Genomic DNA, 25,138 nt, shown 5'->3' on the forward strand with positions numbered 1-25,138 from the left:
CCTAATGCATCTGCGCGACCTGACTCAATTCCTCAAGGAACTGGCGGACAATAACAACCGTCCCTGGTTCATCATGAACAAACCGCGCTACGACATCCTGCGCGAAGAATTCCTGCAAGCGGTGACGGACATGATTATCGAGCTGGGCAAGTTCGATGCGGCCGTCAAGTTCTGCAACCCGAAGAAGGCGATGTTCCGCATCAACCGCGACGTGCGTTTCGCGCACGACAAGAGCCCATACAAGACGCGCTTTTCGGCCGCCGTGGCGCCGAACGATTTGCGCCGTCCGAGCAAGGCCGGCGGGCCGACCTACTACATGCAGATCGACGGCTCTGGCCGCCTGCTGTTCGGCGCCGGCGAATACATGCCGCCGCCGTCGCGCCTGAAGGCGCTGCGCCAGCACATGGTCGACGACGCGGCCGGCTTCAGCAAGGTATTGAAGAACAAGAAGTTGAAAGCCACCTTCGGCGACATCCAGAACGAAGGCAAGCTGATGCGCCCGCCCAAGGGTTTCGACCCTGAGCACGAACACATCGAGTACATCAAGCTGAAGAGTTTCTTCGTCTGGACTGAGCTCGACCTGCCGATGAACAAGCCGGAATTGCTGGTGCCGATGATCGCCAGCGGGCTGAAGGATGCATTCCCGCTGGTCGAATGGATGCGCGCGGCGAAGGAAGAGGAAGACGCAGCTTAACGCTTCACTTTTTCATCGCGCGGGTCGCGCGCCAGCAGGCGCGAGACCATCGCCTGCGGCTGGTCGCCGTCGAACAGCACGCCGGCCACCGCATTGGTGATCGGCATGTCGACGCCCATCCTGGCCGCCAGTTCGCGTACCGCCTTCGAGCACGGCACGCCCTCGGCCACATGGCCCAGCTCCTGCACGATGACGTCCAGCGGCTTGCCCTGCGCCAGTCCGAGGCCGACGCGGCGGTTGCGCGACAGGTCGCCGGTGCAGGTCAAAATCAAGTCGCCCATGCCGGTCAGGCCCATGAAGGTCTCGGTATGGCCGCCCAGCGTGGTGCCGAGCCGGGTGATTTCCGCCAGGCCGCGGGTGATCAGGGCGGCGCGCGCGTTCAGGCCCAGGCCCAGGCCGTCGGCCACGCCGGTGGCGATGGCCAGCACGTTTTTCACCGCACCGCCCACTTCAACACCGACCAGGTCTTCGCTGGAATACACACGGACATTGCCGCCGTGGACGGTTGCCACCACGCAGTCGCGCAGCGCCGCCGAGTCGGAGGCGATGGTCAGCGCGCACGGCAAGCCTTTCGCCACTTCCTGCGCAAACGACGGTCCGGACAAGGCGCCGCCGGCCACGCCCGCCCCCAGCACTTCGCGCACGATCTGGTGCGGCAGCAGGCCGGTGCCGTATTCGAAACCCTTGCACAGCCACACCACATTCGGTATCGCCCGCGATTTCAGCTGCTCCAGCAGCGGCCGCAAGCCCGCCACCGGGCAGGCGGCGATCAGCAGGCTGTCCGGGCCGGCCACATGGGCCAGCGCGGCGTCGAAATCGGCGGCGACCTGCAGGCCGTCAGGGAAGGGGTAACCAGGCAGGTAGCCGGTGTTTTCGCGGCTGCGCGCCATGTCTTGCAGGGCGTCGCTGTTGCGGCCCCACAGCATCACGTCGTGACGCTGGGCCAGCGCCATGGCGACGGCGGTGCCCCAGGCGCCTGCGCCGAGCACAGCCACCTTGCGGACCGCGGCCGCTGGTTTGTTTGGATTATCTTGCATGGGACCTCATTCGGCGACCGGATGTCGCCGCTACGGCAATTATATGCCCCAGACTTCGGAATTCTTGACGTAACCGACCAGGCCGTCGCGATGACGCACCTTGAGCCAGCCGCCGGCGGCCGTTTCGGTCACTTCCAGCAGCACGCCCTTGTCGGCGGTGAAGACCGGCGCGGCGGTATCGTCCGGCGTGGCGCGGATTTTCAGGTTGGGGGTGCGAATGATGACGTTGCGCTTGCCGCTCAGGCCCTTGGCCTCGGTCCAGGCCAGTTCGCCGTTGACGTCGCGCACCTTCAGCCATTCGCCATAGGCCAGCACCACTTCCAGCGGCGCGCCGCGCGGCACGACAAACAGCTTGCCGCCCTTGGTCGATGGCGCGTCGTAGAGGATGACGGGTGCGGCGCCCACCGTTTTGAAGTCGAACGCGTGACTGGCACTCATGGCCAACAACATGGTCAGACTGGCGATTAAACGGGGAAATGTCATGGCTTACCTTGCAGATGGACAGCGCGCAAAGGCGCGGCATGTCGGGGTGATACCGCTGCCGGACGTGGCGCCCGGCAGCGAAGTACTTCAGTACGACTTAGTGCGTGGTGGCAGCGCCGTCGGTTGCTGCTGGTGCTGCGGCGGCCGCGTCGGCGATCGCTTGCATACGCTGCTGGTAGAACACTTCGAAGTTGATCTCAGCCAGATGCACTGGTGGGAAACCGGCACGGGTGATCACGTCGGCGATGTTGGCGCGCAGGTATGGGTAGACGATGTTCGGGCAACCGATGCCCAGCAGCGGATCCAGCTGCTCAGCAGGAATGTTGCGCGCTTCGAAGATACCGGCTTGCTTGCCTTCAACCAGGAAAGCGACTTTGTCTTTGACTTTGGCGGTCACGGTGATGGTGACGGTCGACTCGAACACGCCATCGGCCAGTGGCTCGGCGCCAACGTCCAGGGCGACTTCGATGGTCGGTGCTTCCTGTTCCAGGAAGATAGCTGGGGAGTTCGGTTGCTCCAGCGACATGTCTTTCAGGTAGACGCGTTGGATTTGGAATACTGGTTGCAGGTTTTCGTCAGACATGGAACGCTTTCGTTATAGTGAAAACGAGCGGCACGGGCCGCTCAGAATAAGTTTGCTTGGTATGGAGCTCAAATCAAACGCGAGGGCAATTGTATCAAAACCATTATGGTTTCAAACTATTTCTGCGGCCCTCACGTTGTATTTGGGGGTGATTAGCCATTTAACAAGGGGGACAGGCCGCCAGCTTGATCCAGCGCATACAAATCGTCGAAACCGCCGACATGGGTGTCGCCGATGTAGATTTGCGGCACGGTGCGGCGGCCGGTCTTTTGCATCATCAGCATGCGCTGCTCCGGGTCGAGGTCGACGCGGATCTTTTCCAGGCCGGTCACGCCCTTGGATTCCAGCAGGCGCTCGGCGCGCACGCAGTAGGGGCACACGGCGGTGGTGTACATGATTACACGGGCAGTCATCTCGACCTCCTTATTTGGCCAGCGGCAGGCCGGCTTTTTGCCACGCAGCAATGCCGCCGTCCAGGTTGACCACGTCGGCAAAGCCGGCCTTGGCCAGTTTGGCGGCCGCCGACGAGGCGCGCGCGCCCGTCTTGCACACCACGATCACGCTCTTGGCCTTGAACTTCTCCAGCTCGCCGAGGCGGCTGGACAGCTCGCCCAGCGGAATATTCTTGGCTTCTGGCAAGTGACCGGCAGCAAATTCCGTTGCGTCGCGTACGTCTACAATGGTGGCTTTGCTACGGTTGATCAACAGCGTCACCTCTTGCGCGGAGGCGCGTTTGCCGCGCTGCGTCAGTACCGGCCACAGCAGGGCGCCGCCCGAAAGGAGCACGATGGCGATGATGAAAATATTGTCAATGAAGAATTTCACAGGGTTCCAATGGTTTAAGTCAATCCGCGCATTATAAAATAGAAGCTGGAAGAGTTCTCGCAGTACCGGTTTTCCGTCCCGTTCAATCCTTTTTGAAGATAGTTCAAATGTATAAAATCGTATTCATGCGCCACGGCGAGTCCACCTGGAACCTCTCGAACCGCTTCACCGGCTGGACCGATGTGGACCTGACCGAGAAGGGCATCGCGGAAGCCAAGGCGGCCGGCAAGGTACTGAAAGAGTCCGGCTACACCTTCGACCTGGCCTACACCTCGGTGCTCAAGCGCGCGATCCGCACGCTGTGGCTGAGCATGGACGAGATGGATATGATGTACCTGCCGGTCAAGAACGACTGGCGCCTGAACGAGCGCCACTACGGCGCCCTGCAAGGCCTGGACAAGGGCGAAACCGCCGCCAAGTACGGCGACGACCAGGTGCTGGTATGGCGCCGCAGCTACGACACGCCACCGCCGCCGCTGGCCGAGAACGACGACCGCGCCTCCTTTAACGACCCGCGCTACGCCAGCCTGGACAAGTCGCAGATCCCGCTGACCGAATGCCTGAAGGACACCGTGGCGCGCGTGATGCCGGTGTGGGACGAGGAAATCGCCCCGGCCATCCGCGCCGGCAAGAAGATCATCATCTCGGCCCACGGCAACAGCCTGCGCGCCCTGATTAAGATGCTCGACGGCATCAGCGACAACGACATCGTCGGCCTCAACATCCCGAACGGCCAGCCGCTGGTCTACGAACTGGACGAGAACCTGAAGCCGATCCGCCACTACTACCTGGGTGACGCCGACGCCATCGCCGCGGCCCAGGCAGCCGTCGCCAACCAGGGCAAGGCCAAGTAATTTGTCGCATTCTTCCTTCCGAGGCTGGCGCGGCGCCGCCACCAGTGCGGCGCTGCTGCTCTTGTTGAACGGGGCGCATGCCGCGCCGTTCAGCAAGACCACCGAGCGCAGCAAGCAGAAAGCGGCGGCCGAGGTCGAGCGCGCCGGTTTGCAGCAAAAGCTCAGCGCGCTCAAAAAAGACATCGGCAAGACCGAAAGCGCCAAGGACGACGCGGCCGACACGCTGGCCGAGTCCGAACAGGCGATCTCGGACGCCAACCGCTCGCTGCGCGACCTGGCGCAGGAGCAGGGCGACACCAACACCAAATTGCAACAGCTGGCCGTCGAGCACGACAAGCTGGCGGCCACGGTCGCCCAGCAAAAGCAGCAGCTGGCCAAGCTGTTGCGCGACCAGTACGTCGCCGGCAATGAAGACCGCATCAAGTTGCTGCTGTCCGGCGACAACCCCAATCGCATCAACCGCGACCTGCAAATGATGTCCTACGTGTCGCAGGCCCAGGCGCGCCTGCTGGACGCGCTGCGCGCCAACCTGAAGGCGGTCGAGGTCAACCAGGCCGAGGCGCAGAACGCCAAGGACGAATTGCAGGAAATCGCCGCCGAGGAAATGGAGCAGAAGGCCAGGCTGGAGCAGGAGAAGACCCGCCGCGCCAATTTGCTGGCCTCGCTGTCGAAAAAGCTGGTGGCCCAGCGCAAGGAAGCCGGTAACGTCGAGCGTGACGAACAGCGCCTGACCGGCCTGGTCGACAAGCTGGGCAAGCTGATCCAGGAGCAGGCGATCGCCGCCGCCGCCGAGAAAAAACGCCAGGAACAACTGGCCGTCGCCCGCGCCAAGGCGGAAGCCGAGGCCAAAGCCAAGGCGGACGCCGAAGCGCGCGCGCTGGCCAAGGCCAAGGCCGCCGTCGAAGCCGAGCGCCAGCGCCTGGCCAAGGCCAACGCCGGCAAATCCGGCGCCATCAAGCCGGCGCCGTCCAAGCCCGACACCATCGACGCCGACCAGCCGAAAGTGGCGCAACAGCCGCCGCCGAAACCACCGGAGCCGCTCAAACCGGCGCCGCGCGAGGAAGAACCGGCCAAGGCGGCCGCCAAGCCTGCCGATATCGCGCTGGCCCCGGCGGTGCCGTCCGGCGCGCCGTTTGTCAGCCTCAAAGGCCAGCTGCGCGCGCCCGTCAGCGGCAAGATCGCCGCCAAGTTCGGCACCAAGCGCGGCGACGGCCCAAGCTGGAAGGGCGTGTTCATCCGCACCGGCGAGGGCGCCGAGATCCGCTCCGTCGCCAGCGGCAAGGTCATCTTCTCGGACTGGCTGCGCGGCTTCGGCAACATGATCATCGTCGACCACGGCGGCCAGTACTGGAGCATCTACGGCAATTGCGAGTCGCTGCTGAAACGGGTCGGCGACGTCGTCAAGCCTGGCGACTCGATCGCCAGCGCAGGTAACAGCGGCGGCAACGAGGAATCGGGGCTATACTTTGAGCTTCGCCATCAGGGCACGGCATTCGATCCGGCTGGCTGGGTCAAGTTTTAAGGTTTGCGGAAAAAATGGGCAACAAAGTCAAGAGCATCGGCCTGATCGGCCTGGGTATGGTGGCTGGTGTCGCCGTCTCCTTGCAGTTTTCCGCCATCGCGCAAAAGGTCACCGGTTCGCCGCTGCCGCTCGAAGAGCTGCGCCAGCTGTCCGACGTGTTCGGCCTGATCAAGACCGACTACGTCGAAAACGTCGACGACAAGAAGCTGCTCACCGAAGCTATCTCCGGCATGGTGTCCTCGCTCGATCCGCACTCGGTCTACCTCGATAAAAAAGCCTTCCGCGAAATGCGCGAGACCGTGGCCGGCAAATTCGTCGGCATCGGCGTCGAAGTCGGCATGGAAGACGGCTACATCAAAGTCGTCTCGCCGATCGAGGATTCGCCCGCCTTCAAGGCCGGCGTCAAGACCGGCGACCTGATTACCCGCATCGACGGCACGCCGATCAAGGGCCTGTCGCTGGACGAAAGCGTCAAGAAGATGCGCGGCGAGCCGCATTCCAAGGTCACCGTCACCATCAGCCGCAAGGACGAGGACAAGCCGATCATCCTGACCATCTCGCGCGAGGAGATCCGCGTGCAGAGCGTCAAGGCCAAGATGATCGAGCCGGGTTACGCCTGGCTGCGCATCTCGCAGTTCCAGGAGCCGACCGTCGAGGACATGGCCAGGAAGCTCACCGCCCTGTACGCACAAGACCCGCACATCAAGGGCCTGGTGCTGGACCTGCGCAACGATCCGGGCGGCGTGGTGCCGGGCGCGATCGGCGTCTCCGCCGCCTTCCTGCCCAAGGATGCGGTGATCGTCTCGACCAACGGCCAGCTGCTCGACTCCAAGCAGACCTTCTACGGCCGCAGCGAATTCTATTCGGCGCGCCCCAAGAACGATCCGCTGGCCAAGCTGCCGGCCGCGCTCAAGGACGTGCCGATGGTGGTGCTGGTCAACGCCGGTTCGGCCTCGGCCTCCGAGATCGTCGCCGGCGCGCTGCAGGACTACAAGCGTGCCACCATCATGGGCACGCAGACTTTCGGCAAGGGCTCGGTGCAGACGCTGCGCCAGCTGACCGCCGACACCGCCGTCAAGCTGACCACGGCGCGCTACTACACGCCGCACAACCGCTCGATCCAGGCGCGCGGCATCGTGCCGGACCTGATGGTCGACGAAACCGCCGACGGCGACGGCTTGAACAGCCTGCGCGTGCGCGAAGCCGACCTGCAAAAACACCTGAACAACGACAAGGATCCGGAAGGCGACGACGTCGCCCGGAAGGCCCTGAGCGCGCAGCGCGAAGAGCTGGAAGACAGCCAGGGCGCGGTCGCGCAGGCGAAGAAAGCCAAGCCGGTGGAATTCGGTTCCAGGGACGACTTCCAGCTGGCGCAGGCGATCAACCACTTCAAGGGCTTGCCGGTCAAGCTGTCGAAAGTGGAGGCGGCGCCCGCCGCCGGCGGCGAAGTCGGCGAGATCAAGTCGGACAGCAAGGCCGAGGCCAAGCCAGCCGCCAAGCCGGCCGTCAAGTCCGAAACCAAGCCCAAGGCCGGCGACAAAAAGCCCGCCTTGAAACAACCCGTAACTCCATAAACGACGGGCGCGCCGCCGGTCCGAGACCATGAACGACTCGCAACTGCTGCGCTATTCGCGCCATATCCTGCTCGACGAAATCGGCATCGAAGGCCAGCAAAAGCTGCTGGCCGCGCATGCGCTGGTGATCGGCGCCGGCGGCCTCGGTTCGCCGGCCGCCATGTACCTGGCCTCGGCCGGCGTCGGCCACATCATGCTGGTCGACAACGACACCGTCGACCTCACCAACCTGCAGCGCCAGATCGCCCACACCACGGAGCGGGTCGGCCAGTCCAAGGCCGAATCGGCGCGCATCACGCTGGCGCAGATCAATCCAGAAATTACCATCACCGCGCTCAACGAACGCGTCGACGACGCCCGCCTGGCCGAGCTGGTGGCGCAGGCCGACGTGGTGCTCGACTGCACCGACAACTTCGCCACCCGCCACGCCGTCAACCGCGCCTGCGTCGCGCTGGGCAAGCCGCTGGTGTCGGGCGCGGTGATACGCTTCGATGGACAAATCAGCGTGTTCGATCCGCGCGGCGGCGCGCAACCCTGCTATTCCTGCCTGTTCCCGCAGGACCAGCAATTTGAAGATGTAGCCTGTTCCACCATGGGCGTGTTCGCGCCGCTGGTGGGTGTAGTCGGCGCCATGCAGGCGGCGGAAGCGCTCAAGCTGCTGATGGGCGTGGGCGCCTCGCTGGCAGGGCGCCTGTTGATGTTGGACGGTCTGCACATGGAGTGGACCAGCATAGGTGTGGGGCGCAACGGCGATTGTCCGGTCTGCGCAAAAAAATAACACTAACCGAAGGAGACTTACCTTGTTGATGAAACGACTCGCTGTATTGCCGCTGGCGTTGGCCGCGGCGTTCGCCGCACAGGCAGCCACCAGCACCAAGTACCTGATCATCGCGGAAGGCGGCAAGCAGATCGGCGAACAAGCCGTCGAGCACCAGGACGATGGCCTGACCAAGGTACGTTTCATCTTCAAGAACAACGGCCGCGGCCCGGAACTGACGGAGCAATTCCGCATGGGCGCCGACGGCGTGATGACCGAGTACAGCGTCAAGGGCAACTCCACCTTCGGCGCGGTGGTCGACGAGCGCTTCGAGCGCAAGGGCGACCAGGCCGAGTGGAAGTCCACGTCGGAACAGGGCAAGAAGGCCGTCAGCGGCCCGGCCGGGTACCTGCCGCTGAACGGCTCCTTCGAAACCGTCTCGGCCTACATCACCGCGCTGGACGCCGCACCCGGACATAAAATGGCGCTGCTGCCATCGGGCACGCTGTCGCAGACCGTGCTCGATACGCTGGAAGTGAGCAGCGACGGCGGCCAGAAACAAACCGTGCAGCTGCTGGCGCAGACCGGCGTCGGCCTGTCGCCGTCGTTTTACTGGGCCACCAGCGGCGCCAAGCCTCGCCTGTTCGGCGTGATCATCCCCGGCTTCGCCAACATGCTGGAAGAAGGCTGGCAGGGCGCCGCGCCGGCGCTGGCCGCGCGCCAGAAGCAGGCCGAGAGCAAGATGCTGGAAGACCTGGCCGCCAAGCTGCAACACCCGCTGACCGGCCTGACCCTGGTGCGCAACGCCCGCGTGTTCGACAGCGACAAAGCCACCGTCGGCGCGCCGTCCGACATCTACGTGCTGCGCGGCCGCATCACCGCCGTGCTGCCGGCCGGCTCGCCGGTGCGCGGCGCCGACAACACCATCGACGCCGGCGGCCGCATCGTGCTGCCCGGCCTGTTCGACATGCACGGCCACGTCGACCGCTGGTCCGGCGCGCTGAACATGTCCACCGGCGTGACCAGCGTGCGCGACATGGGCAACGACAACAAGCAGCTGCAGGCGATGCTCGACGAAACGGCGGCCGGCAAGCTGCTGGCGCCGCAGGTGGTGCCGGCCGGCTTCCTGGAAGGCGAGAGCCCGTTCAGCGCCATGAACGGCTTCACCATCAAGGACCTGCCGGGCGCGAAGGACGCGATCGACTGGTACGCGGAGCACGGCTACCCGCAGCTGAAGATCTACAACTCCTTCCCGAAAGCCATCCTGAAGGACACCGTGGCCTACGCCCACAGCCGCGGCATGCGCGTCTCCGGCCACATCCCGGCCGGCCTGCGCGCGCAGGAGGCGCTGGACGCCGGCTACGACGAGATCCAGCACATCAACCAGGTGCTGCTGAACTTCCTCGTCAAGCCGGACACGGAAACCCGCAATCTGAACCGCTTCCTGCTGCCGGCCGAAAAAGTCGCCGGCATGGACTTCAACACCAAGCCGTTCAAGGACTTCGTCGCCGGCCTGGTGAAGAAGCAGATTTCGATCGACCCGACCCTGTCGGCGTTCGCCTTCATCCAGCAGAAGGATGGCGACGTCAACGAGCCGTACCGCGCCTTCGCCGCCAACATGCCGCCGGACGTGGCGCGCGGCTTCGCCGTCGGCGCCATGAAGATCGAGGGTGACGCCGCCCTCAAGCGCTACCAGCAGTCCTACGCCAAGATGGTGGAATTCGTCGGCATCATGTACAAGGCCGGCGTGCCCATCGTCGCCGGCACCGACGACATTCCCGGCTTCACGCTGCATTCGGAGCTGGCGCTGCTGGTCAAGGCCGGCCTGACGCCGGCCCAGGCCCTGCAGGTGGCCACCCGCAACGGCGCCCGCTACACCCGCACCAGCAACGACCGTGGCAGCATCGCCGCCGGCAAGCTGGCCGACCTGGTGCTGGTGGACGGCGATCCGACCAAGGATATCGCCGACATCCGCAAGGTGGCGGCGGTGATCACGCGCGGCTATGTCATCTATCCGCAGGAGATCGACACCGCGCTGGGCGTCGCGCCGTTCGTCAAGGCTGCGCCGCAGGTTGCGAAGAGCGCCGCCGTGGCCGATGCCACCGGCGGCGGCAACGACGGCGCACGCCGCCGCATCGACGCCACCGCTCACAAGCATGACTAGGTAAAACGCGGTAAAAACCGGGCGCGCGGGCGCCCGGTCAAGGCCAGAATTAAGCTCCATTTAAGCCTGCCGGCGCAAAACTCGTTTTAGGGTGCCGCTGGCGCCGATTCAGCCTTATACTCTGCAATCATTTTAATTTGTCATCGAATATGAAAAAACTCTCCCTGCCCCGTCGTGCCGCCTCGCGCGGCTTTACGCTGATCGAAATCATGGTGGTGGTGGTCATCATGGGCGTGCTGGCGGCGCTGGTCGTGCCCAAGCTGCTCAGCCGCACCGGCGAGTCCAAAGTGGCCGCCGCCAAGGTCGATATCGCCACCGTCATGCAGGCCCTCAAGCTGTATAAGCTGGATAACCAGCGCTACCCGACCACCGAGCAAGGCCTGCAGGCGCTGCTGACCAAGCCGACCGCCGGCCCGGCCGCCAACGGCTGGAAAGCCGGCGGCTACCTGGAAAAAATGCCGAAAGACCCGTGGGGCAACCCTTACCAGTTCCTGTCGCCGGGCATCAAGGGCGAGGTCGACGTGTTCTCCTACGGCGCCGACGGTGCGCCGGGCGGCACCGGCGACGACGCCGACATCGGCTCCTGGGATAACTGATCGCAGGGGGAGCACGGCTTATGCGCGCCGCCCGCCAGCGTGGTTTCACGCTGATCGAACTGCTGGTGGTGATGGTCATCCTGGGCGTCACGCTGGGACTGGTGTCGCTCAACGCGCTGCCGGGCCAGAAGCAGTCGCTGCGTGAAGACGCGCAGCGCGTGGCGCTGCTGCTGCAACTGGCGCGCGACGAGGCCATCGTGCGCAACCGCCAGATCGCCTTTGAGGCGGGGGCCGACGGCTACCGCTTCCTGATCCGCAACGACAAGCAATGGGACGTGGCGGTGCAGGACGACCTGCTGCGCGAGCGCGAATTCAAGCATGCCCCGATTACGCTGATGCTCGACCCGCCGCCCAACGTCCCCGACACCAGCCTGCGCATCGTCTTCGGCCGCGAACCGGTCGACAAACCCTTCGTGCTGACCCTCAGCGCCGGCGATGCCAGCATCGCCATCCGCGCCGACGGCATCGGCCATTTCATGGTGGACTAGATGCGCCTTCCTCGACAACGCGGTTTTACCTTGCTGGAAGTGCTGGTGGCGCTGGTGATCGTCGGCACCGCGCTGGGCGCTTCGCTGCGCGCGGTCGGCAGCCTGACGGCCAACAGCGACGGCCTGCGCGGCGCGATGATGGCCACCTGGTCGGCCGAGAACCGGCTGGTGCAGCTGCGCCTGACGCGCCAGTTCCCGGCGGTCGGCAAGCAGACCTTTGAGTGCCCGCAGGGCGACATGAAGCTGATGTGCCAGGAGGAAGTGATCGCCAGCCCGAATCCGCGCTTCCGCCGGGTCGAGGTCAGCGTCTACGACCAGGCCGCGCCGGACCGGCGCATCATCAAGCTGGTCCAACTGGTGTTGAACCAATGACGCCGCCATTGCGCCGCGCACGCGGCTTTACGCTGATCGAACTGCTGGTGGCGATTTCGATCCTCGCCATCGTCGCGGTGCTGGGCTGGCGCGGGCTGGACGGCATCATCCGCTCGCGCGCCGCGCTGACCGCGACGATGGAGCAGACGCGCGGCCTGCAACTGGCCTTCGCCCAGCTGCAAAGCGATTGCGCCAACCTGGCGCCGCAGTCGCTGATCGGCACGCGCACCATCCTGAGCGCGGAAGACGGCCGCATCACGCTGGTGCGGCTGGCGCTGGCCGAGAACGAGGCCACGCGGGTGGAGGTGGTCTCCTACCGTGTGCGCGACGGCATGCTGACGCGGCGCGAATCGGCCGGCACGCGCGACCTGGCGCAGCTGGACGCGCTGTGGCAGGCGGCCAACAGCGACGCCGATCCGGCCGCCAGCGTGGCGTTGAAATCGGGAGTGCAGCGCATGGCGATGCGCTTCTGGAGCACGCAGGGCTGGGTACAGGCGGCGGGCGCGATGCCGGCGCCGGCCAACGGCGCGCCCAGCGGCATGGAAGTGTCGATGGTGCTGGACGGCCAGGAAGTGCCGATGACCAAATCCTTCCTGTTGGGGGCACTGTGAAGCTGCGGCGCCAGCGCGGCGTGGCCGTCATCACGGCGTTGTTGTTGACGACGCTGGCGGTGACCATCGTCGCCAGCCTGTTCTGGCAGCAGCAGGTGCAGGTGCGCTCGATGGAGAACCAGCGCCTGCAACTGCAAACGCGCTGGATCGTGCGTGGTGCGCTGGATCTGAGCCGGTTGGTGCTGTACCAAGACTTCCTCGATTCGCAGCCAGGGTACACGCAGCTCAACGGCATTTGGGCCACACCGCTGGAAGAGACGCGGCTGGACGATTACATTGAGCGTGAACGCGCCGAGGCGGAAAATTTCAACGCGACCCTTTCCGGCAAGATGATAGACGCGCAGTCGCGTTACAATCTTGCCAATCTGGCGGCGAGCCATGCAATCCAGGCTCCCCAAGTGAAGGTGTTCGAGCGGCTGCTGACCAACTTGCGGCTCGATCCATCGCTGGCGCAGGCGGTGGCCAACCAGGTGGTAAGCGCGCAGACGGCGCAACCGGGATCGCAAGGAACAGGAACAGGAACAGGAACAGGAACAGGAACAGCTACGGGTGCCGGCACAGGCGCAGGTGCAGGTGCAGGTACAACGGGCCCGCAGTCGACCCAGACCACAGGCCCGCAGCCGATCGATCTGTTGCGGGTGGAAGATTTGCTGGCGGTGAGCGGCTTTACGCCGCAGACGATAGAGCGCCTGCGCGACTTCGTCACCATCCTGCCGGATCGCGCAACGGAATTGAACGTGAATACCGTTTCGGCCGAGCTGATGTCGGCGATGTTCGAGCAACTGTCGCTGTCGGAAGCTGCGGCTATGGTGAATACGCGGCAGCGCGTCTATTATCGCGACAAGCAGTACTTCAACGACCTGCCGCAGTTGGCCGGCGGGAAGCGGCCGACCGTGCCTTACAACGTCAAGAGCAGCTATTTCCTGGCCTACAGCCGGGTGAGGCTGGACCGGGCGGCGCTGGATACGCAGTCCCTGTTGCAGCGGATGGGGAATGGCATCACGACAGTGCTATGGATACGGGAAAACTAGAACAGCTATGAACGACAGCGTGAACGAAAGCGAGACCCTTTGACTACACTACTTATCCGCTATCCGGCCAAGGCCAGCGTCGACAGCGGCGCGGCCCAGACCTGCCCGTTCGCGCTGGTGGGCGACGGCGGCAATCTGCTGCAACAGGGCGCTTCGCCACTGGGCAACCTGTCGGATCTGGTGGCATCGGCGCGCCGCGTGGTGCTGCTGCTGGCCGCCACCGACGTCACGCTGTTGCGCGTGGTGGCGCCACCCCTGTCCGCCGCGCGCCTGAAGGCCGCGCTGCCGGCGCTGGTGGAAGAGCAGGTGCTGGGCGATCCTGCCGACTGCGTGCTGGCGGCCGGCGCCGCCGACGCCGAGGGCGCTCGCACGGTGGCCGTGGTCCAGCGCAGCTGGATCGAGGTGCTGGTCAAGGCGCTGATGGCGCAGGGCGCGCACCACATCGCGGTGCTGCCGGCGCAACTGTGCCTGCCGTTCCAGCCGGGCTCCGTCTCGGCCGCGCTGAGCACCGGCGACGCCGGTTTCGAACTGATACTGCGCCAGTCGCAAACCATGGGCATGGGCCTGACCCTGCCGGCGCAGCCGCAGGCCGCGCTGCAAACGCTGCGCGCGATGGCGGGCGACGAGCCGGTCACGCTGTACCTGTCGCCGCAACAGATGACGCAGTTCGCGCCGCTGGTGGCCAACGTCGAAGCCGGCCATGGCATCACCCTGCTGGAAGACCACTGGGCGCACTGGGTGGCCGCCTCCCGTTCGGCGGGGCTGGACCTGGCGCCGGCGCTCGGCGCCAGCGGCAGCTCCGCGCGCCAGTGGCAGCGCTGGCGCTGGCCGCTGCGCGTCGCCGCGCTGGCGCTGCTGGTCAACGTGGTGGGCCTGAACGTCGAATGGCTGCGCCTCAAGCGCGAGGCCGACGCCGTCAGCCTGGCTATGCTGCAAACCTTCAAGGCCGCCTATCCGAAAGAGCTGGTGATACTCGACCCGGCCGCGCAGATGCGCAAGAATATCGCGCTGGCCAAGGCCGATGGCGGCCAGCCGGCTGCCGATGAATTCACCGCGTTGAGCGCCGCCCTCGGCGAAGCGTTGGGCGCGCTGCCGCGCAAGGACATCATCGCCACGCTGGAATACCGTGAGCACGCCCTGCAAATGAAAGTGAAACCCAACACCGTCGATACCGGCACGCTGGCGCAGCTGCGCTCCGCGCTGGCGGCGCGCAAGCTGGATCTGTCGGAAGACCGTCCGGGCACCTGGCAAATACGTCCGCTGAGCGGCACGGGCGGAGGAAAATCATGAGCAAGCTGACATTGACGATACAAGAGTACCGTGGCCGCGCGTCGGCCTTCTGGAGCGAACGCACCGAGCAGGAACGCCAGTTCCTCGGCGTCGGCGGCGCCGTGCTGGGACTGGCGTTGTTTTATTCGCTGTTGATCGCGCCGGCGCTGGACGGCGGCGCCAAGCTGCGCAAGTCGCTGCCCGAGCTGCGCCAGCAGGCCGCCGAGCTGCAGGCGCTGGCGCTGGAAGCGGCCGCGCTGCGCGGCCAGAACACCATCGCCCCGGCGCCGATGACGCGCGAGATGCTCAACGCCGGCCTCACGGCGCGCGGCCTGGCCACGCAATCGGTGTCCGTCACCGGCGAATACGCCAAGGTCCAGATGAGCGGCGTGTCCTTCCCCGCCTTGATGGCCTGGCTGGACGCGATCCGCACCGAAAGCCGCATCGCCGTCTCGGAAGCGAACATCAGCGCGCAGGACACCGCCGGCATGGTCAACGCCACGCTGACGCTGCGCCAGAATACGGGCGGGCGATGATGCAAAAAGGCTGTCCATGAAGCGCGCCGTGCTATGGTTGCTGACCATCGCGCTGAGCGTGGCGGCGACGCTGGCGGTGTTCTTTCCGGCGGCCTGGCTGGGCTCCCTGGTGGAGTCGCGCACGGCAGGCCGTTTGACGCTGGGAGACGCGCAGGGTACGCTGTGGCGCGGTTCGGCCTTTATCGGCGGCGCGGCCGGCGGCAACAGCCCGGTCACGCCGCTGCTGCCGGGCCGTTTCAGCTGGAAGATTTCGCCGCTGGCGCTGGTCGGCATGGTCGACCTGCAGCTGGAAAACAGCGAGGCGCTGGCGCAGCCGCTGACCTTCAAGGGCGGCTGGTCGCACTGGCAGCTCAGTCCATCGGCACTGCTGCTGCCGGCCGAAGGCCTGGCCGGCCTGGGCGCGCCGCTGAACACCGTGGCGCCCAGCGGCACCATGCGGCTGTCGTGGACCGCGCTGGAGCTGGCGCTGGCCGAGCGCCAGGTCAGCATCAACGGCCGCACCACGCTGGAGATGACGGACATGGCCTCGCGGCTGTCGTCGGTGCGGCCGCTGGGCAGCTATGCGCTGGCGCTGGACTGGCATGGGCAGTCGGCCGGGCTGACGCTCAATTCCGTCAAGGGGCCGCTGTTGTTGAGCGGTTCCGGCAACCTGAATAACGGCCGCCTGCAGTTTTCCGGGCAGGCCGAGGCAGCAAAAGGATTTGAAGAGCAGCTGGCCAATCTGTTGAATTTGCTGGGCCAGCGCAAACCGAATAGTGACCGCAACATCATCGCTTTAGAGTTCCACTAAGTTCAGATAAAAGTTCAGACAATGAAAAAACAGTCCGTGAGCAAATCCAATCTTCCCGCGCTGCGCCGCCTGAGCGCGGGCGCGATGCTGTGCTGTGCGACCAGCGTCGTGCCGGTCGTGACGCCGTTGCTGGCGCTGCTGCCGTTGTTACCGTTGGCCGCGCATGCCGCGGCCGACGACGCCGCGCTGAACTTTGTCGGCGCCGACATCGAGTCGGTGATCAAGGCGGTCGGCCACTACACCAACATCACCTTCGTGATCGACCCGCGCGTCAAGGGCACGCTGACGGTGGTGTCGGAAAAGCCGGTCACCAAATCGCAGGCCTTCGGCTTGCTCACTTCCGCGCTGCGCCTGCAAGGCTACGCGGTGGTCAGCGGCGACGGCTACGCCAAGGTGGTGCCGGAGGCGGACGCCAAGCTGCAGGCGGGTCCGACCCAGGTCGGCGCCGGCCAGGCCACGGCCAAGGGCGACCAGGTGGTCAGCCAGATCTTCCACCTGAATTACGAGTCGGCGGCCAACGTGGTGACGGTGCTGCGTCCGCTGATCTCGCCGAACAACACCATCAACGCCAATCCGGGCAATAACACCGTGGTCGTCACCGACTACGCCGACAACGTCAAGCGCCTGGCCAAGATCGTCGCCGCGCTGGACGCGCCGGCCGTCGCCGAACTCGATGTGATCCCGGTGCGCTACGCCATCGCCAGCGACCTGGCGGGCATGGTCAACAAACTGATGGACAGCGGCTCCGGCGCCGCCGACGCGGGCAAGGTCAGCGTGCTGGCCGATCCGCGCACCAATTCGCTGATCCTGCGCGCGCCGTCGGCGGCGCGTTCCAACCTGGCCAAGTCGCTGATCGCCAAGCTCGATCAGCCGACCCAGGAACTGGGCAACGTCCACGTGGTCTACCTGAAGAACGCCGAAGCGGCCAAGCTGGCGCAGACCTTGCGCTCGGTGGTGTCGGGCGACACCTCGGCGGCCAACGCCACCGGTGTCGGCGGCACCGGCCAGACCGGCCAAGGCCAGGGCCAGGGCCTGGGCGGACAAAGCAGCAACACCGGCGGCGGCATCGGCGGCAGCGGCAGCAGCGGCACCAGCAGCGGCCCGTCCAATCCACTGCTGACCGGCTCCGGCCAGCAGCAGCAGGGCGGCGGCGGCACGGCCGGCTACATCCAGGCCGATTCCACCACCAACACCCTGATCATCACCGCGCCGGAATCGGTGTACCGCAACCTGCGCGCAGTGATCGACCAGCTGGACGTGCGCCGCGCGCAGGTCTACATCGAATCGCTGATCGTCGAAGTCTCGTCCGACAAGGCCTCCGAATTCGGCGTGCAGTGGGTCGGCGCGACCGGCAACGAGAACAGCACCTACCGCGTCGGCGGCCTGCAGTCGTATTCGACCGGCGGCAACAACATCGGCACGCTGGCCACCCAGCTGCTCGGCAAGACCACCGGCACCACCACCACGGCGCCGACGCTGCCGGGCGCCGGCCTGACCATCGGCGTGTTCAAGCAGGTCGCCGGCGGCCTTGGCCTGGGCGCGCTGGCGCGCTCGCTGGAATCGGACGGCAACGCCAACGTGCTGTCGACGCCTAACATGATCACGCTGGACAACGAGCTGGCCACCATCTCGGTCGGCCAGAACGTGCCGGTCCTGACCGGCCAGTTCACCACCACCTCGGGCACCAACAACAACCCGTTCCAGACCATCGACCGCAAGGAAGTGGGCCTGACGCTGAAGGTGCGCCCGCAGATTTCCGAAGGCGGCACGGTCAAGCTGGCGATCTATCACGAGACCTCCAGCGTCGACAAGACCACGCTGACGGCCGCCGCCGGCATCACCATCAACAAGCGCGTGATCGAGAACAACGTCATCGCCGACGACGGCCAGATCATCGTGCTGGGCGGCCTGATCGAGGACACCGAAGGCGACGGCGTCGACAAGGTGCGCGGCCTGGGCGACATTCCTATCCTGGGCAATCTGTTCAAGTACCAGACCCGCACCCGCAAGAAGACCAACCTGATGGTGTTCCTGCGCCCCGTGGTGATCCGCAACAAGGAGCAGAGCACCTCGCTGGCCACCGACCGCTACGACTACATGCGCAGCCAGCAGGACGCGATCCAGCCGGTGGAGAGCATCCTGGTCAAGGACCTGGGCCAGCCCAAGTTGCCGGCCTTGAAAGACGGCGCCCCGGTGGATGGCACGATGGTGCGTCCGCTGCCTTCAGCGCGGACACCGGTGCGCGAGCCGGGCGCCGGCGAACCAACCAAGCAGCAGTAATATGAGCAATCTCCTACCCTACGCTTTCGCCCGCGATTTCGTGGTGCTGGCGCAGCAGAGCGACGAAGCCGAACATACGGTGGACGTGCTGGTCTGCGGCGCCACCGCGCCGGCCGCCATCGCCGAAGTGTCGCGCCGTTTCGGCCGCATCCAGCTGAAAAGCATGCCGCGCGCCGACCTGGAAATCGCCATCGCCGCGGCCTACGCCAGCTCGGGCGGCAACGCCTCGATGGTGGCCGAGGAATTCGACGCCGACCTCGATCTGACCAAGCTGCTGCAGGACGTGCCGGCCATCGAAGACTTGCTGGAATCGTCCGACGACGCGCCGGTGATCCGCATGATCAACGCGCTGCTGACGCAGGCGCTGCGCGACAGCGCATCGGACATCCACATCGAGCCATTCGAGCAGACCTCGGTGGTGCGCTTCCGCGTCGACGGTTCGCTGCGCGACGTGGTCCGTCCGCGCAAGGCCATCCACGGCTCGCTGATCTCGCGTATCAAGATCATGGCGCAGCTGGATATCGCCGAAAAACGCCTGCCGCAGGACGGCCGCATCACGCTGCGCATCGGCGGCAAGCCGGTCGACGTGCGGGTCTCGACGCTGCCGACCGGCCACGGCGAACGCGCGGTGCTGCGTTTGCTGGACAAGGAAGCGGGCCGGCTGGACCTGAACCACCTGGGCATGAGCGAGACCATGCTGCCGGAGTTCGACGCGCTGATCAACCAGCCGCACGGCATCGTGCTGGTGACCGGGCCTACCGGCTCGGGCAAGACCACCACCTTGTACGCCGCGCTGTCGCTGCTGAACGCGGCCACCACCAACATCATGACGGTGGAAGACCCGATCGAGTACGACTTGAACGGCGTCGGCCAGACCCAGGTCAACCCGCGCATCGACATGACCTTCGCCAAGGCGCTGCGCGCCATCCTGCGCCAGGATCCGGACGTGATCATGATCGGTGAGATCCGCGACCTGGAAACCGCGCAGATCGCGGTGCAGGCATCGCTGACCGGCCACCTGGTGCTGGCGACCTTGCACACCAACGACGCGGCGGCGGCGGTCACACGCTTGCTGGACATGGGCATCGAACCGTTCCTGCTGTCGTCGTCGCTGCTGGGCGTGCTGGCGCAGCGCCTGGTGCGCAAACTGTGCGGCAGCTGCAAAACCTACGACGGCAAGCAGTGGCACGCGGTCGGCTGCGAGCATTGTGGCCATACCGGCTACCAGGGCCGGGTCGGCGTGTACGAATTCCTGCAGACGACGGAGCAGATCCGCGCGCAGATCCACAACCGCGCTTCCGAGGCCGAGGTCAAGGCGGCGGCGGTGGCGGGCGGCATGCAGACCATGCGCGAGGACGGCGAGCGTTGGCTGGCCGCCGGCGTGACCACGCAGGCTGAATTGCTGCGCGTGACCAAAGACTAGGCGACCGAAGATGCCCGCATTCCGTTATGAAGCCGTCGATGCCGGCGGCGCCACCAAGAAGGGCGTGCTCAATGCCGACAGCGCGCGTTCGGCCCGTTCCGAGCTGCGCACGCAAGGCCTGGTGCCGCTGAAGGTGGACGCCATCGCCGCGCAGGTCGACGCCGCCGGCGTGACCAAGAGCCGTGGCTTCGGCGAGCGTTTGTCCGCCACCGAGCTGGCGCTGTTCACGCGCCAGCTGGCCAGCCTGCTGGAAGCGGGGTTGCCGCTGGAGCAGGCCTTCACCGCCTTGCTGGAGCAGGCCGAACGTCCGTATATGCGCGACCTGATCGCCTCGATCCGCTCCGAAGTGATCGGCGGCGCCGCGCTGTCCGACGTGCTGGGACGGCATCCGCGCGACTTCGCCGAGATCTACCGCGCGCTGGTCGCCTCCGGTGAGCAGATCGGCCAGTTGTCGCGCGTGCTGTCGCGCCTTGCCGACTACATCGAGCGCCGCAATGCGCTGATCCAGAAGGTGCGGCTGGCCTTCACCTATCCGGCCATCGTGACGGTGGTGGCGTTTTCCATCGTGATCTTCCTGCTGACCTACGTGGTGCCGCAGATCGTCTCGGTGTTCGCCAACACCAAGCAGAAGCTGCCCATCCTCACCATCATCATGCTGGCCGTGTCGGACTTCGTGCGCAACTACGGCATCGTGGTGGCGATCCTGCTGGTGGGCGCCTGGTTCATGTGGCGCCGGGCCTTGCAGAACCCCGTGCTGAAGCGGCGCTGGCATACCTGGCTGCTGACCGCGCCGCTGTACGGCAAATTCGAGCGCAGCCTGAACACCGCGCGTTTCGCCAGCACGCTGGCGATCACCACCGGTTCCGGCGTCCCCATTCTGCGCGCGCTGGAGACCAGCCGCGACACGCTGTCCAACGTCGCCATGCAGGAGCTGGTGGAAGAGGCCAGCGACGCCGTGCGTGAGGGCGTGAGCCTGGCGCGTTCGCTGTCGGCGCAAAAGCATTTTCCGCCGATGCTGATCCACATGATACGCGCCGGCGAAATCACCGGCGAGCTGCCGGCCATGCTGGACCGCGCCGCCGCCGCCCAGGAAGCGGACCTGGAACGCCGCACGCTGACCATCGCCGGCCTGCTGGAACCGGCGCTGATCCTGGCGATGGGCGTGGTGGTGCTGCTGATCGTGCTGGCGGTCCTGATGCCTATCATCGAAATTAATCAGCTGGTACGCTGAGGAAGCAAAGAGAACCATGAAGCGTTTGCCATTATTCGTTACCGTCCTTGCCGTGGTGCTGTTGTCGGCGTCGCTGGCTTACTGGGGCCTGCAATTGTTCAAGCCGCAGCAGCGCGCGATCGCCGCGCCGCCGCAGCAGTTCGCCGCGCCCCTGAATATCGAGGCGGCCAAGGGCCTGTTCGGCGGCCAGATCACGGTCGCCGCGGTCAGCAACTACCAGCTCAAGGGCGTGATCGCCGCACGCAACGGCGGCAGCGACAGCGCCGCCATCATCGTGGTCGACGGCCAGCCGCCGATGGCGCTGGGCGTGGGCCGCGAAGTGGTGCCCGGCGTGACGGTGAAGGAAGTACATCCGAAATACGTGATGCTGTCCGAGGGCGGCGCCCTCAAACGCGTGGAGCTGGCCAGCGATGCCGGCGCCGGCGCCGCTGCGGCCGGCGGTCCGCCGCCGTCGCTGCTGCCGGGCGCGGGCCAGCCACCGTTGCCGCCGATCGCGCCGCCGACACCGCAAGCGCCGCCGCCGCAACAGCAACCACCGACGCCGCAGCCACCGCCGCGCTCCAGCGCCTCCGGCACCACTATCGCCCCCGTTCCCGGTTTCGACCGCACACAATAGGCCATTCCCATGGTGATCTCCCGTACCCTGGCCGCAGCTTTTTGCTGCGGCTTTTTCTTGGCGGCCGCCATCGGTGCGCCTGCCGCCGCGCAAACCGCGACCGGCGCCACCTCGGTCGCTGCCGACGCCGCCGTCAAGCCGCGGCCGAAAGTCGCGCTGGTGTTGTCCGGCGGCGGCGCGCGCGGCTTCGCCCACATCGGCGTGCTGCGCGCCTTGCAGGAACTGCGGGTGCCGGTGGACTTCGTGGTCGGCACCAGCATGGGAAGCGTGGTCGGTGGCGCCTACGCGGCCGGCAGCTCGGTCGAGCAGCTGGAGCAGCTGGTGCGCCGCACCGACTGGAACGCCGTGGTGGCCGACCGTCCGCCGCGCGACGAGCTGGTGTACCGCCGCCGCGAGGAAGACCTGCTGCTGCCTTCGCGCATCGAGTTCGGCGCCAAGCTGGATGGGGTGTCGCTGCCGCCGGCCGCCGCCGGCAACGAGGCGCTGGAACTGGCGCTGACCCGCGTGCTGCCGCACGGCGCGCGCGACAAGCCGGTCAACCTGCTGCAACTGCCATTCCGCTCGGTCGCTTCCGACCTGGTGACGGGCGAGCTGGTGGAGCTGAACGACACGCCGCTGTTCCTGGCGATGCGCGCTTCGCTGGCGGTGCCGGGCGTGTTCGCGCCGGTGCGGGTCAACCAGCGGCTGCTGGTCGACGGTGGCCTGGTGCGCAACCTGCCGGTCGACGTGGCGCGCGACATGGGCGCCGACATCATCATCGCCGTCAACGTCGGCACGCCGCTGGCGCAGGAAAAGGAATTGATCAGCGCCGTCAGCGTGGCGCAGCAGATGCTGCAGATCCTGACCGAGCAGAATGTCCAGCGTTCGCTCAAGGAGCTGCGCCCCAACGACATCCTGCTGGCGCCGGACCTGGGCGGCATCGGCTTCCTCGACTTCGCCCGCCACGACCGCGCCATGAAGGCCGGCGAGGCGGCGGTGCGGGCCATGAGCGCGCAGCTGGTCAAGCTGTCCTTGCCCGAGGCGCAGTACGCGTCGTATGAGGTCAAGCGCCTGTCGGCGCCGGTGGGCATCGACCAGCCGGTGCTGCTGGCCAAGCTGGAGGTGGCGCCGAGCGGCCGCATCAACCCGAAGGAGCTGGAAGTGCAGTCCGGCTTGAAGGTGGGGCAGATGGTCACCAGCGAACAGGCGCAGGCGGCCGGCAACCAGCTGTTCGGGCGCGGCGACCTGGCGCGGGTGGAAACCGAAATCCACGACGACAAGGATGGCCGCAGCGTGCTGATCAAGCCGACCGAGGCCGACTGGGCGCACAGCCGCCTGCGCGTGGGCCTGGAGCTGACCAGCGATTTCTCCGAGAACAATGCGTTCGAGCTGAAGGTGATGCATGTGCTGTCGTCGCTGAACGACTGGGGCGCCGAGCTGCGCACGACCGGCCGCGTCGGCACCGAGCGCGCGCTGGGCGTGCAGTTCTGGCAGCCGCTGGGGGCGGGCTCGCAGTGGTACGTGGCACCGGAGTTGGGATACAGTTCGGCGGCCGTCGACGTGTTCAATCCGAGTGGTTTCCGCCAGGCGCGCTACGCCTACAACAGCCAGGGCGCCAGCGTCGCGCTGGGGCGCCAGCTGGGCCATTGGGGCGACGTGCGCTACAGCGTGTTGCGCCAGAAGCAGGTCGCGCACCAGAGCATACCCGAAGACCGAACCGAGCTCAGCGAGATGCAGACCGTGCAGCAATTGTCTGTCAATGTCGACAGTCTCGATACGGTGGCCTTCCCCACGCGCGGCACGCTGTTCTCGCTCGACTGGCAGCGCCTGATGCACAGCGGCGTGGCCGGCGCCGTGCCGACGCGCCAGAGTGTGCAGGGGCTGCAGGCTTTCCACCTGGATCGCTGGGCCGGCCATGTGTATGCGGAATGGTCGCGCAGCCAGGGCGGCGGATCGGCGAACAACCTGGGCGGCTTCCTGCGCCTGTCCGGTTCGACGCCGCAGTCCATCATCGGCGACCGCATCTTGCTGGGGCGGGTGGTGATGGCGCGCAGCATAGGCGCGATGCCGGCCGCGCTGGGCGGCGATGTGCGGCTGGGCTTTTCGCTGGAGGCGGGCGGCGCCTACAGTTCCACCAATCCGCTGCGCTGGGGTTCGCTGCACCAGGCGGCCAGTGGCTTCTTCGCGGTCGATACGCGCTTCGGCCCGCTGTACCTGGGCGCCGGCACCACCAAGGGCGGCAACAGCAGCGCCTACCTGTTCCTCGGTCCTATCTGGTAGCCGGCGGCGGCGCGCGCCGCAGCGCGGTGAAGGCGGCGAATTCCCACGAGCGGAAGCCGACCAGCAGGGTGAAGCCGTCGCGCTCCTGCGGCGCCAGCTTGCGGTCGCCCTGGTGCAGCCGCGCCAGGTCGCCGGCCAGCTGCTGGATGCGGCCCACCAGTTCCTCGGCGCTGGGCAGCGACAGCCGCGCGGGCAGGCACAGCAGCGTTTCGCCGGCGCCGTCGAAGCTGCCGCTGAAATAATCGGCCACCGCGTGCTCGCGGAAGAATTGCTGCACCGGCCCGTCCGGCAGCCAGCGGAAGGCGTTCGACACGCGCAGGCGGTAGCGGTTGAGCGGCTTCAATTCAATCACGCCCAGCCGGTCCAGCTCGGCCAGCAGCAGGATGCATTCGGGTTCGGTCAGGTTGTAGGTTTCCAGCACCTGCTCCAGGGTCCAGTGGCCCAGGCAGCAGATCGCCATTAGCAGCAGGTGGGGTTGCGCCAACAGCGATTTCTCCTGCGTCAGGGTCAGCGCGTCGGCTTGCGGCGTGGCGTCGGCCGCGCCGCGCAGCACGTCCTCCATCGCCACCCCCGCCGCCTTGCAGATTTGCGCCAGCCGCGACAGCGACATGTCCTGCTGGCCGAACATGCGCTTGACGCTGGATTCGCTCATGGCGATCCGTTCGGCCAGCATTTTGTAGGTGACGCCGGCGGCCCGCATCTGGGTCCGCAAGACTTGCAGCAGCAATTCCGGTGAGCTCATACCCTGCCTTGGTAAAAAAACAAAAGGTATCGTAACACGGTACTCGCCGGCGTGAAAAGCAGGGCTTGGAATAATCGGGTGGTACATCGCGCGGAAGTGGGGGACACTGCGGCACGCTGTCCCTCGCAGCAGGGATGGCACCGGATAACCCGAGAGCGGACGCCACTACCGGCGTCCGCTAACGGTTACTTTTCCTCCGGGTCGGGCTTCAGGCTAATCTTGGCCAGCAGGCGCTTGGCGGCCTGGCGGTCGGTCGCCACCGGCTTGGCATGCGGACCGGCGCCGCCGGCGCGCGCCTTGGCCGCCAGCGCCACCGGATTGCGCGGCGGCTTCTGCGACGGCTCGACCCGTATCGTCATCTTCTGCCGCGTCGACAGCGCCTTGTTGGCCATGATCCCGAT

General features: G+C 66.2%; 26 protein-coding genes. 19 read left to right on the forward strand and 7 right to left on the reverse strand.

All coding sequences use genetic code 11. From position 1 onward, the window contains the following. The first annotated feature begins 4 nt into the window (after window positions 1–4). Window positions 5–694: a DUF2461 domain-containing protein gene (locus tag D0T21_RS30270; RefSeq protein WP_116993706.1), complete on the forward strand. Its 690-nt coding sequence runs from the start codon at window positions 5–7 to the stop codon at window positions 692–694. On the opposite strand, the gene D0T21_RS30275 is transcribed toward D0T21_RS30270, so the two are convergent. From D0T21_RS30275 to D0T21_RS30295, 5 genes are all read right to left on the reverse strand, one after another. Further along, complete coding sequence (locus D0T21_RS30275) at window positions 691–1,731, reverse strand: NAD(P)H-dependent glycerol-3-phosphate dehydrogenase (protein ID WP_116993707.1); 1,041 nt, start codon at window positions 1,729–1,731, stop codon at window positions 691–693. The two genes, D0T21_RS30270 and D0T21_RS30275, sit on opposite strands and share 4 nt — an antisense overlap. Window positions 1,732–1,770: 39 nt before the next feature. Beyond that, complete coding sequence (locus D0T21_RS30280; RefSeq protein ID WP_116993708.1) at window positions 1,771–2,214, reverse strand: SH3 domain-containing protein; 444 nt, start codon at window positions 2,212–2,214, stop codon at window positions 1,771–1,773. A 97-nt stretch (window positions 2,215–2,311) separates the two neighbouring features. Beyond that, window positions 2,312–2,797, reverse strand: coding sequence for a protein-export chaperone SecB (gene secB / locus D0T21_RS30285; protein WP_020704216.1), 486 nt, complete (start codon window positions 2,795–2,797; stop codon window positions 2,312–2,314). Window positions 2,798–2,949: 152 nt separating this feature from the next. Further along, window positions 2,950–3,210: a glutaredoxin 3 gene (gene grxC / locus D0T21_RS30290; RefSeq protein ID WP_116993709.1), complete on the reverse strand. Its 261-nt coding sequence runs from the start codon at window positions 3,208–3,210 to the stop codon at window positions 2,950–2,952. 10 nt (window positions 3,211–3,220) lie between these two features. Then, window positions 3,221–3,622 (reverse strand): rhodanese-like domain-containing protein, encoded by a 402-nt coding sequence (locus D0T21_RS30295; protein ID WP_116993710.1) that lies wholly within the window; start codon window positions 3,620–3,622, stop codon window positions 3,221–3,223. Between the two features lie 107 nt (window positions 3,623–3,729). Between D0T21_RS30295 and gpmA the strand changes: the two genes are divergently transcribed. The 18 genes from gpmA (at window position 3,730) to D0T21_RS30385 (ending at window position 23,995) form a co-directional block, all read left to right on the forward strand. Then, window positions 3,730–4,476, forward strand: coding sequence for a 2,3-diphosphoglycerate-dependent phosphoglycerate mutase (gpmA, locus tag D0T21_RS30300; protein ID WP_116993711.1), 747 nt, complete (start codon window positions 3,730–3,732; stop codon window positions 4,474–4,476). Window position 4,477: 1 nt separating this feature from the next. Further along, on the forward strand, window positions 4,478–5,998 hold the full coding sequence (locus tag D0T21_RS30305; protein ID WP_373995384.1) for a murein hydrolase activator EnvC: 1,521 nt from the start codon (window positions 4,478–4,480) through the stop codon (window positions 5,996–5,998). Between the two features lie 14 nt (window positions 5,999–6,012). Then, window positions 6,013–7,572, forward strand: a complete 1,560-nt coding sequence (locus D0T21_RS30310) for a S41 family peptidase (protein ID WP_116994602.1) — start codon at window positions 6,013–6,015, stop codon at window positions 7,570–7,572. A gap of 28 nt (window positions 7,573–7,600) precedes the next feature. Beyond that, complete coding sequence (locus tag D0T21_RS30315) at window positions 7,601–8,350, forward strand: HesA/MoeB/ThiF family protein (protein WP_116993713.1); 750 nt, start codon at window positions 7,601–7,603, stop codon at window positions 8,348–8,350. Between the two features lie 28 nt (window positions 8,351–8,378). Further along, window positions 8,379–10,493, forward strand: coding sequence for an amidohydrolase family protein (locus D0T21_RS30320; RefSeq protein WP_116993714.1), 2,115 nt, complete (start codon window positions 8,379–8,381; stop codon window positions 10,491–10,493). A 149-nt stretch (window positions 10,494–10,642) separates the two neighbouring features. Beyond that, window positions 10,643–11,089: a type II secretion system major pseudopilin GspG gene (gene gspG / locus D0T21_RS30325; protein WP_116993715.1), complete on the forward strand. Its 447-nt coding sequence runs from the start codon at window positions 10,643–10,645 to the stop codon at window positions 11,087–11,089. A 20-nt stretch (window positions 11,090–11,109) separates the two neighbouring features. Beyond that, window positions 11,110–11,577: a GspH/FimT family pseudopilin gene (locus D0T21_RS30330; RefSeq protein ID WP_116993716.1), complete on the forward strand. Its 468-nt coding sequence runs from the start codon at window positions 11,110–11,112 to the stop codon at window positions 11,575–11,577. Then, window positions 11,578–11,949: a type II secretion system minor pseudopilin GspI gene (gene gspI, locus D0T21_RS30335; protein ID WP_026334832.1), complete on the forward strand. Its 372-nt coding sequence runs from the start codon at window positions 11,578–11,580 to the stop codon at window positions 11,947–11,949. Continuing rightward, window positions 11,946–12,560 carry a type II secretion system protein J gene (locus tag D0T21_RS30340; protein ID WP_116993717.1) on the forward strand — a complete coding sequence of 205 codons (615 nt, stop codon included), beginning with the start codon at window positions 11,946–11,948 and terminating at the stop codon, window positions 12,558–12,560. The genes gspI and D0T21_RS30340 overlap by 4 nt, the downstream gene beginning before the upstream one ends. After that, the gene (gspK, locus tag D0T21_RS30345) at window positions 12,557–13,591 is read left to right on the forward strand and encodes a type II secretion system minor pseudopilin GspK (protein WP_116993718.1); all 1,035 of its coding nucleotides are present in this window, start codon (window positions 12,557–12,559) and stop codon (window positions 13,589–13,591) included. The genes D0T21_RS30340 and gspK overlap by 4 nt, the downstream gene beginning before the upstream one ends. Before the next feature lie 39 nt (window positions 13,592–13,630). Then, window positions 13,631–14,881, forward strand: a complete 1,251-nt coding sequence (gene gspL / locus D0T21_RS30350) for a type II secretion system protein GspL (protein WP_116993719.1) — start codon at window positions 13,631–13,633, stop codon at window positions 14,879–14,881. Then, window positions 14,878–15,396: a type II secretion system protein GspM gene (gspM, locus tag D0T21_RS30355; protein ID WP_116993720.1), complete on the forward strand. Its 519-nt coding sequence runs from the start codon at window positions 14,878–14,880 to the stop codon at window positions 15,394–15,396. Before gspL ends, gspM begins: the two co-directional genes overlap by 4 nt. Window positions 15,397–15,412: 16 nt before the next feature. Continuing rightward, the gene (locus D0T21_RS30360) at window positions 15,413–16,186 is read left to right on the forward strand and encodes a type II secretion system protein N (protein ID WP_116993721.1); all 774 of its coding nucleotides are present in this window, start codon (window positions 15,413–15,415) and stop codon (window positions 16,184–16,186) included. A 21-nt stretch (window positions 16,187–16,207) separates the two neighbouring features. Next, a complete protein-coding gene (gene gspD, locus D0T21_RS30365; RefSeq protein WP_116993722.1) occupies window positions 16,208–18,466 on the forward strand; it encodes a type II secretion system secretin GspD in 2,259 nt (752 codons plus the stop codon). 1 nt (window position 18,467) lies between these two features. After that, window positions 18,468–19,889: a type II secretion system ATPase GspE gene (gene gspE / locus D0T21_RS30370; protein ID WP_116993723.1), complete on the forward strand. Its 1,422-nt coding sequence runs from the start codon at window positions 18,468–18,470 to the stop codon at window positions 19,887–19,889. A 10-nt stretch (window positions 19,890–19,899) separates the two neighbouring features. Continuing rightward, a complete protein-coding gene (gene gspF, locus D0T21_RS30375) occupies window positions 19,900–21,120 on the forward strand; it encodes a type II secretion system inner membrane protein GspF (protein WP_116993724.1) in 1,221 nt (406 codons plus the stop codon). A 16-nt stretch (window positions 21,121–21,136) separates the two neighbouring features. Then, complete coding sequence (locus tag D0T21_RS30380; RefSeq protein WP_116993725.1) at window positions 21,137–21,736, forward strand: type II secretion system protein N; 600 nt, start codon at window positions 21,137–21,139, stop codon at window positions 21,734–21,736. 9 nt (window positions 21,737–21,745) lie between these two features. Beyond that, window positions 21,746–23,995, forward strand: coding sequence for a patatin-like phospholipase family protein (locus tag D0T21_RS30385; protein ID WP_116993726.1), 2,250 nt, complete (start codon window positions 21,746–21,748; stop codon window positions 23,993–23,995). On the opposite strand, the gene D0T21_RS30390 is transcribed toward D0T21_RS30385, so the two are convergent. Together D0T21_RS30390 and D0T21_RS30395 are read right to left on the reverse strand one after the other, a co-directional pair. Continuing rightward, window positions 23,985–24,737, reverse strand: coding sequence for a helix-turn-helix transcriptional regulator (locus D0T21_RS30390; protein WP_116993727.1), 753 nt, complete (start codon window positions 24,735–24,737; stop codon window positions 23,985–23,987). The genes D0T21_RS30385 and D0T21_RS30390 overlap by 11 nt on opposite strands. 185 nt (window positions 24,738–24,922) lie before the next feature. Then, a complete protein-coding gene (locus D0T21_RS30395) occupies window positions 24,923–25,129 on the reverse strand; it encodes a hypothetical protein (protein ID WP_116993728.1) in 207 nt (68 codons plus the stop codon). Window positions 25,130–25,138: the final 9 nt, after the last annotated feature.

The organism is Duganella sp. BJB476 (assembly GCF_003416895.1).
GTDB lineage: Bacteria > Pseudomonadota > Gammaproteobacteria > Burkholderiales > Burkholderiaceae_D > Rugamonas.

Bases quoted from the DNA above. Each gene is read 5' to 3' on its own strand.
- gpmA (WP_116993711.1), top strand. From the start codon at position 3,730: ATGTATAAAATCGTATTCATGCGCCACGGCGAGTCCACCTGGAACCTC.
- D0T21_RS30380 (WP_116993725.1), top strand. From the start codon at position 21,137: ATGAAGCGTTTGCCATTATTCGTTACCGTCCTTGCCGTGGTGCTGTTG.
- gspG (WP_116993715.1), top strand. From the start codon at position 10,643: ATGAAAAAACTCTCCCTGCCCCGTCGTGCCGCCTCGCGCGGCTTTACG.
- D0T21_RS30340 (WP_116993717.1), top strand. From the start codon at position 11,946: ATGACGCCGCCATTGCGCCGCGCACGCGGCTTTACGCTGATCGAACTG.
- D0T21_RS30315 (WP_116993713.1), top strand. From the start codon at position 7,601: ATGAACGACTCGCAACTGCTGCGCTATTCGCGCCATATCCTGCTCGAC.
- D0T21_RS30275 (WP_116993707.1), bottom strand. From the start codon at position 1,731: ATGCAAGATAATCCAAACAAACCAGCGGCCGCGGTCCGCAAGGTGGCT.
- gspM (WP_116993720.1), top strand. From the start codon at position 14,878: ATGAGCAAGCTGACATTGACGATACAAGAGTACCGTGGCCGCGCGTCG.
- D0T21_RS30280 (WP_116993708.1), bottom strand. From the start codon at position 2,214: ATGACATTTCCCCGTTTAATCGCCAGTCTGACCATGTTGTTGGCCATG.
- gspI (WP_026334832.1), top strand. From the start codon at position 11,578: ATGCGCCTTCCTCGACAACGCGGTTTTACCTTGCTGGAAGTGCTGGTG.
- D0T21_RS30385 (WP_116993726.1), top strand. From the start codon at position 21,746: ATGGTGATCTCCCGTACCCTGGCCGCAGCTTTTTGCTGCGGCTTTTTC.
- grxC (WP_116993709.1), bottom strand. From the start codon at position 3,210: ATGACTGCCCGTGTAATCATGTACACCACCGCCGTGTGCCCCTACTGC.
- secB (WP_020704216.1), bottom strand. From the start codon at position 2,797: ATGTCTGACGAAAACCTGCAACCAGTATTCCAAATCCAACGCGTCTAC.
- D0T21_RS30310 (WP_116994602.1), top strand. From the start codon at position 6,013: ATGGGCAACAAAGTCAAGAGCATCGGCCTGATCGGCCTGGGTATGGTG.
- D0T21_RS30360 (WP_116993721.1), top strand. From the start codon at position 15,413: ATGAAGCGCGCCGTGCTATGGTTGCTGACCATCGCGCTGAGCGTGGCG.
- D0T21_RS30270 (WP_116993706.1), top strand. From the start codon at position 5: ATGCATCTGCGCGACCTGACTCAATTCCTCAAGGAACTGGCGGACAAT.
- gspE (WP_116993723.1), top strand. From the start codon at position 18,468: ATGAGCAATCTCCTACCCTACGCTTTCGCCCGCGATTTCGTGGTGCTG.
- gspD (WP_116993722.1), top strand. From the start codon at position 16,208: ATGAAAAAACAGTCCGTGAGCAAATCCAATCTTCCCGCGCTGCGCCGC.
- gspF (WP_116993724.1), top strand. From the start codon at position 19,900: ATGCCCGCATTCCGTTATGAAGCCGTCGATGCCGGCGGCGCCACCAAG.
- D0T21_RS30395 (WP_116993728.1), bottom strand. From the start codon at position 25,129: ATGGCCAACAAGGCGCTGTCGACGCGGCAGAAGATGACGATACGGGTC.
- D0T21_RS30330 (WP_116993716.1), top strand. From the start codon at position 11,110: ATGCGCGCCGCCCGCCAGCGTGGTTTCACGCTGATCGAACTGCTGGTG.
- D0T21_RS30390 (WP_116993727.1), bottom strand. From the start codon at position 24,737: ATGAGCTCACCGGAATTGCTGCTGCAAGTCTTGCGGACCCAGATGCGG.
- D0T21_RS30320 (WP_116993714.1), top strand. From the start codon at position 8,379: ATGAAACGACTCGCTGTATTGCCGCTGGCGTTGGCCGCGGCGTTCGCC.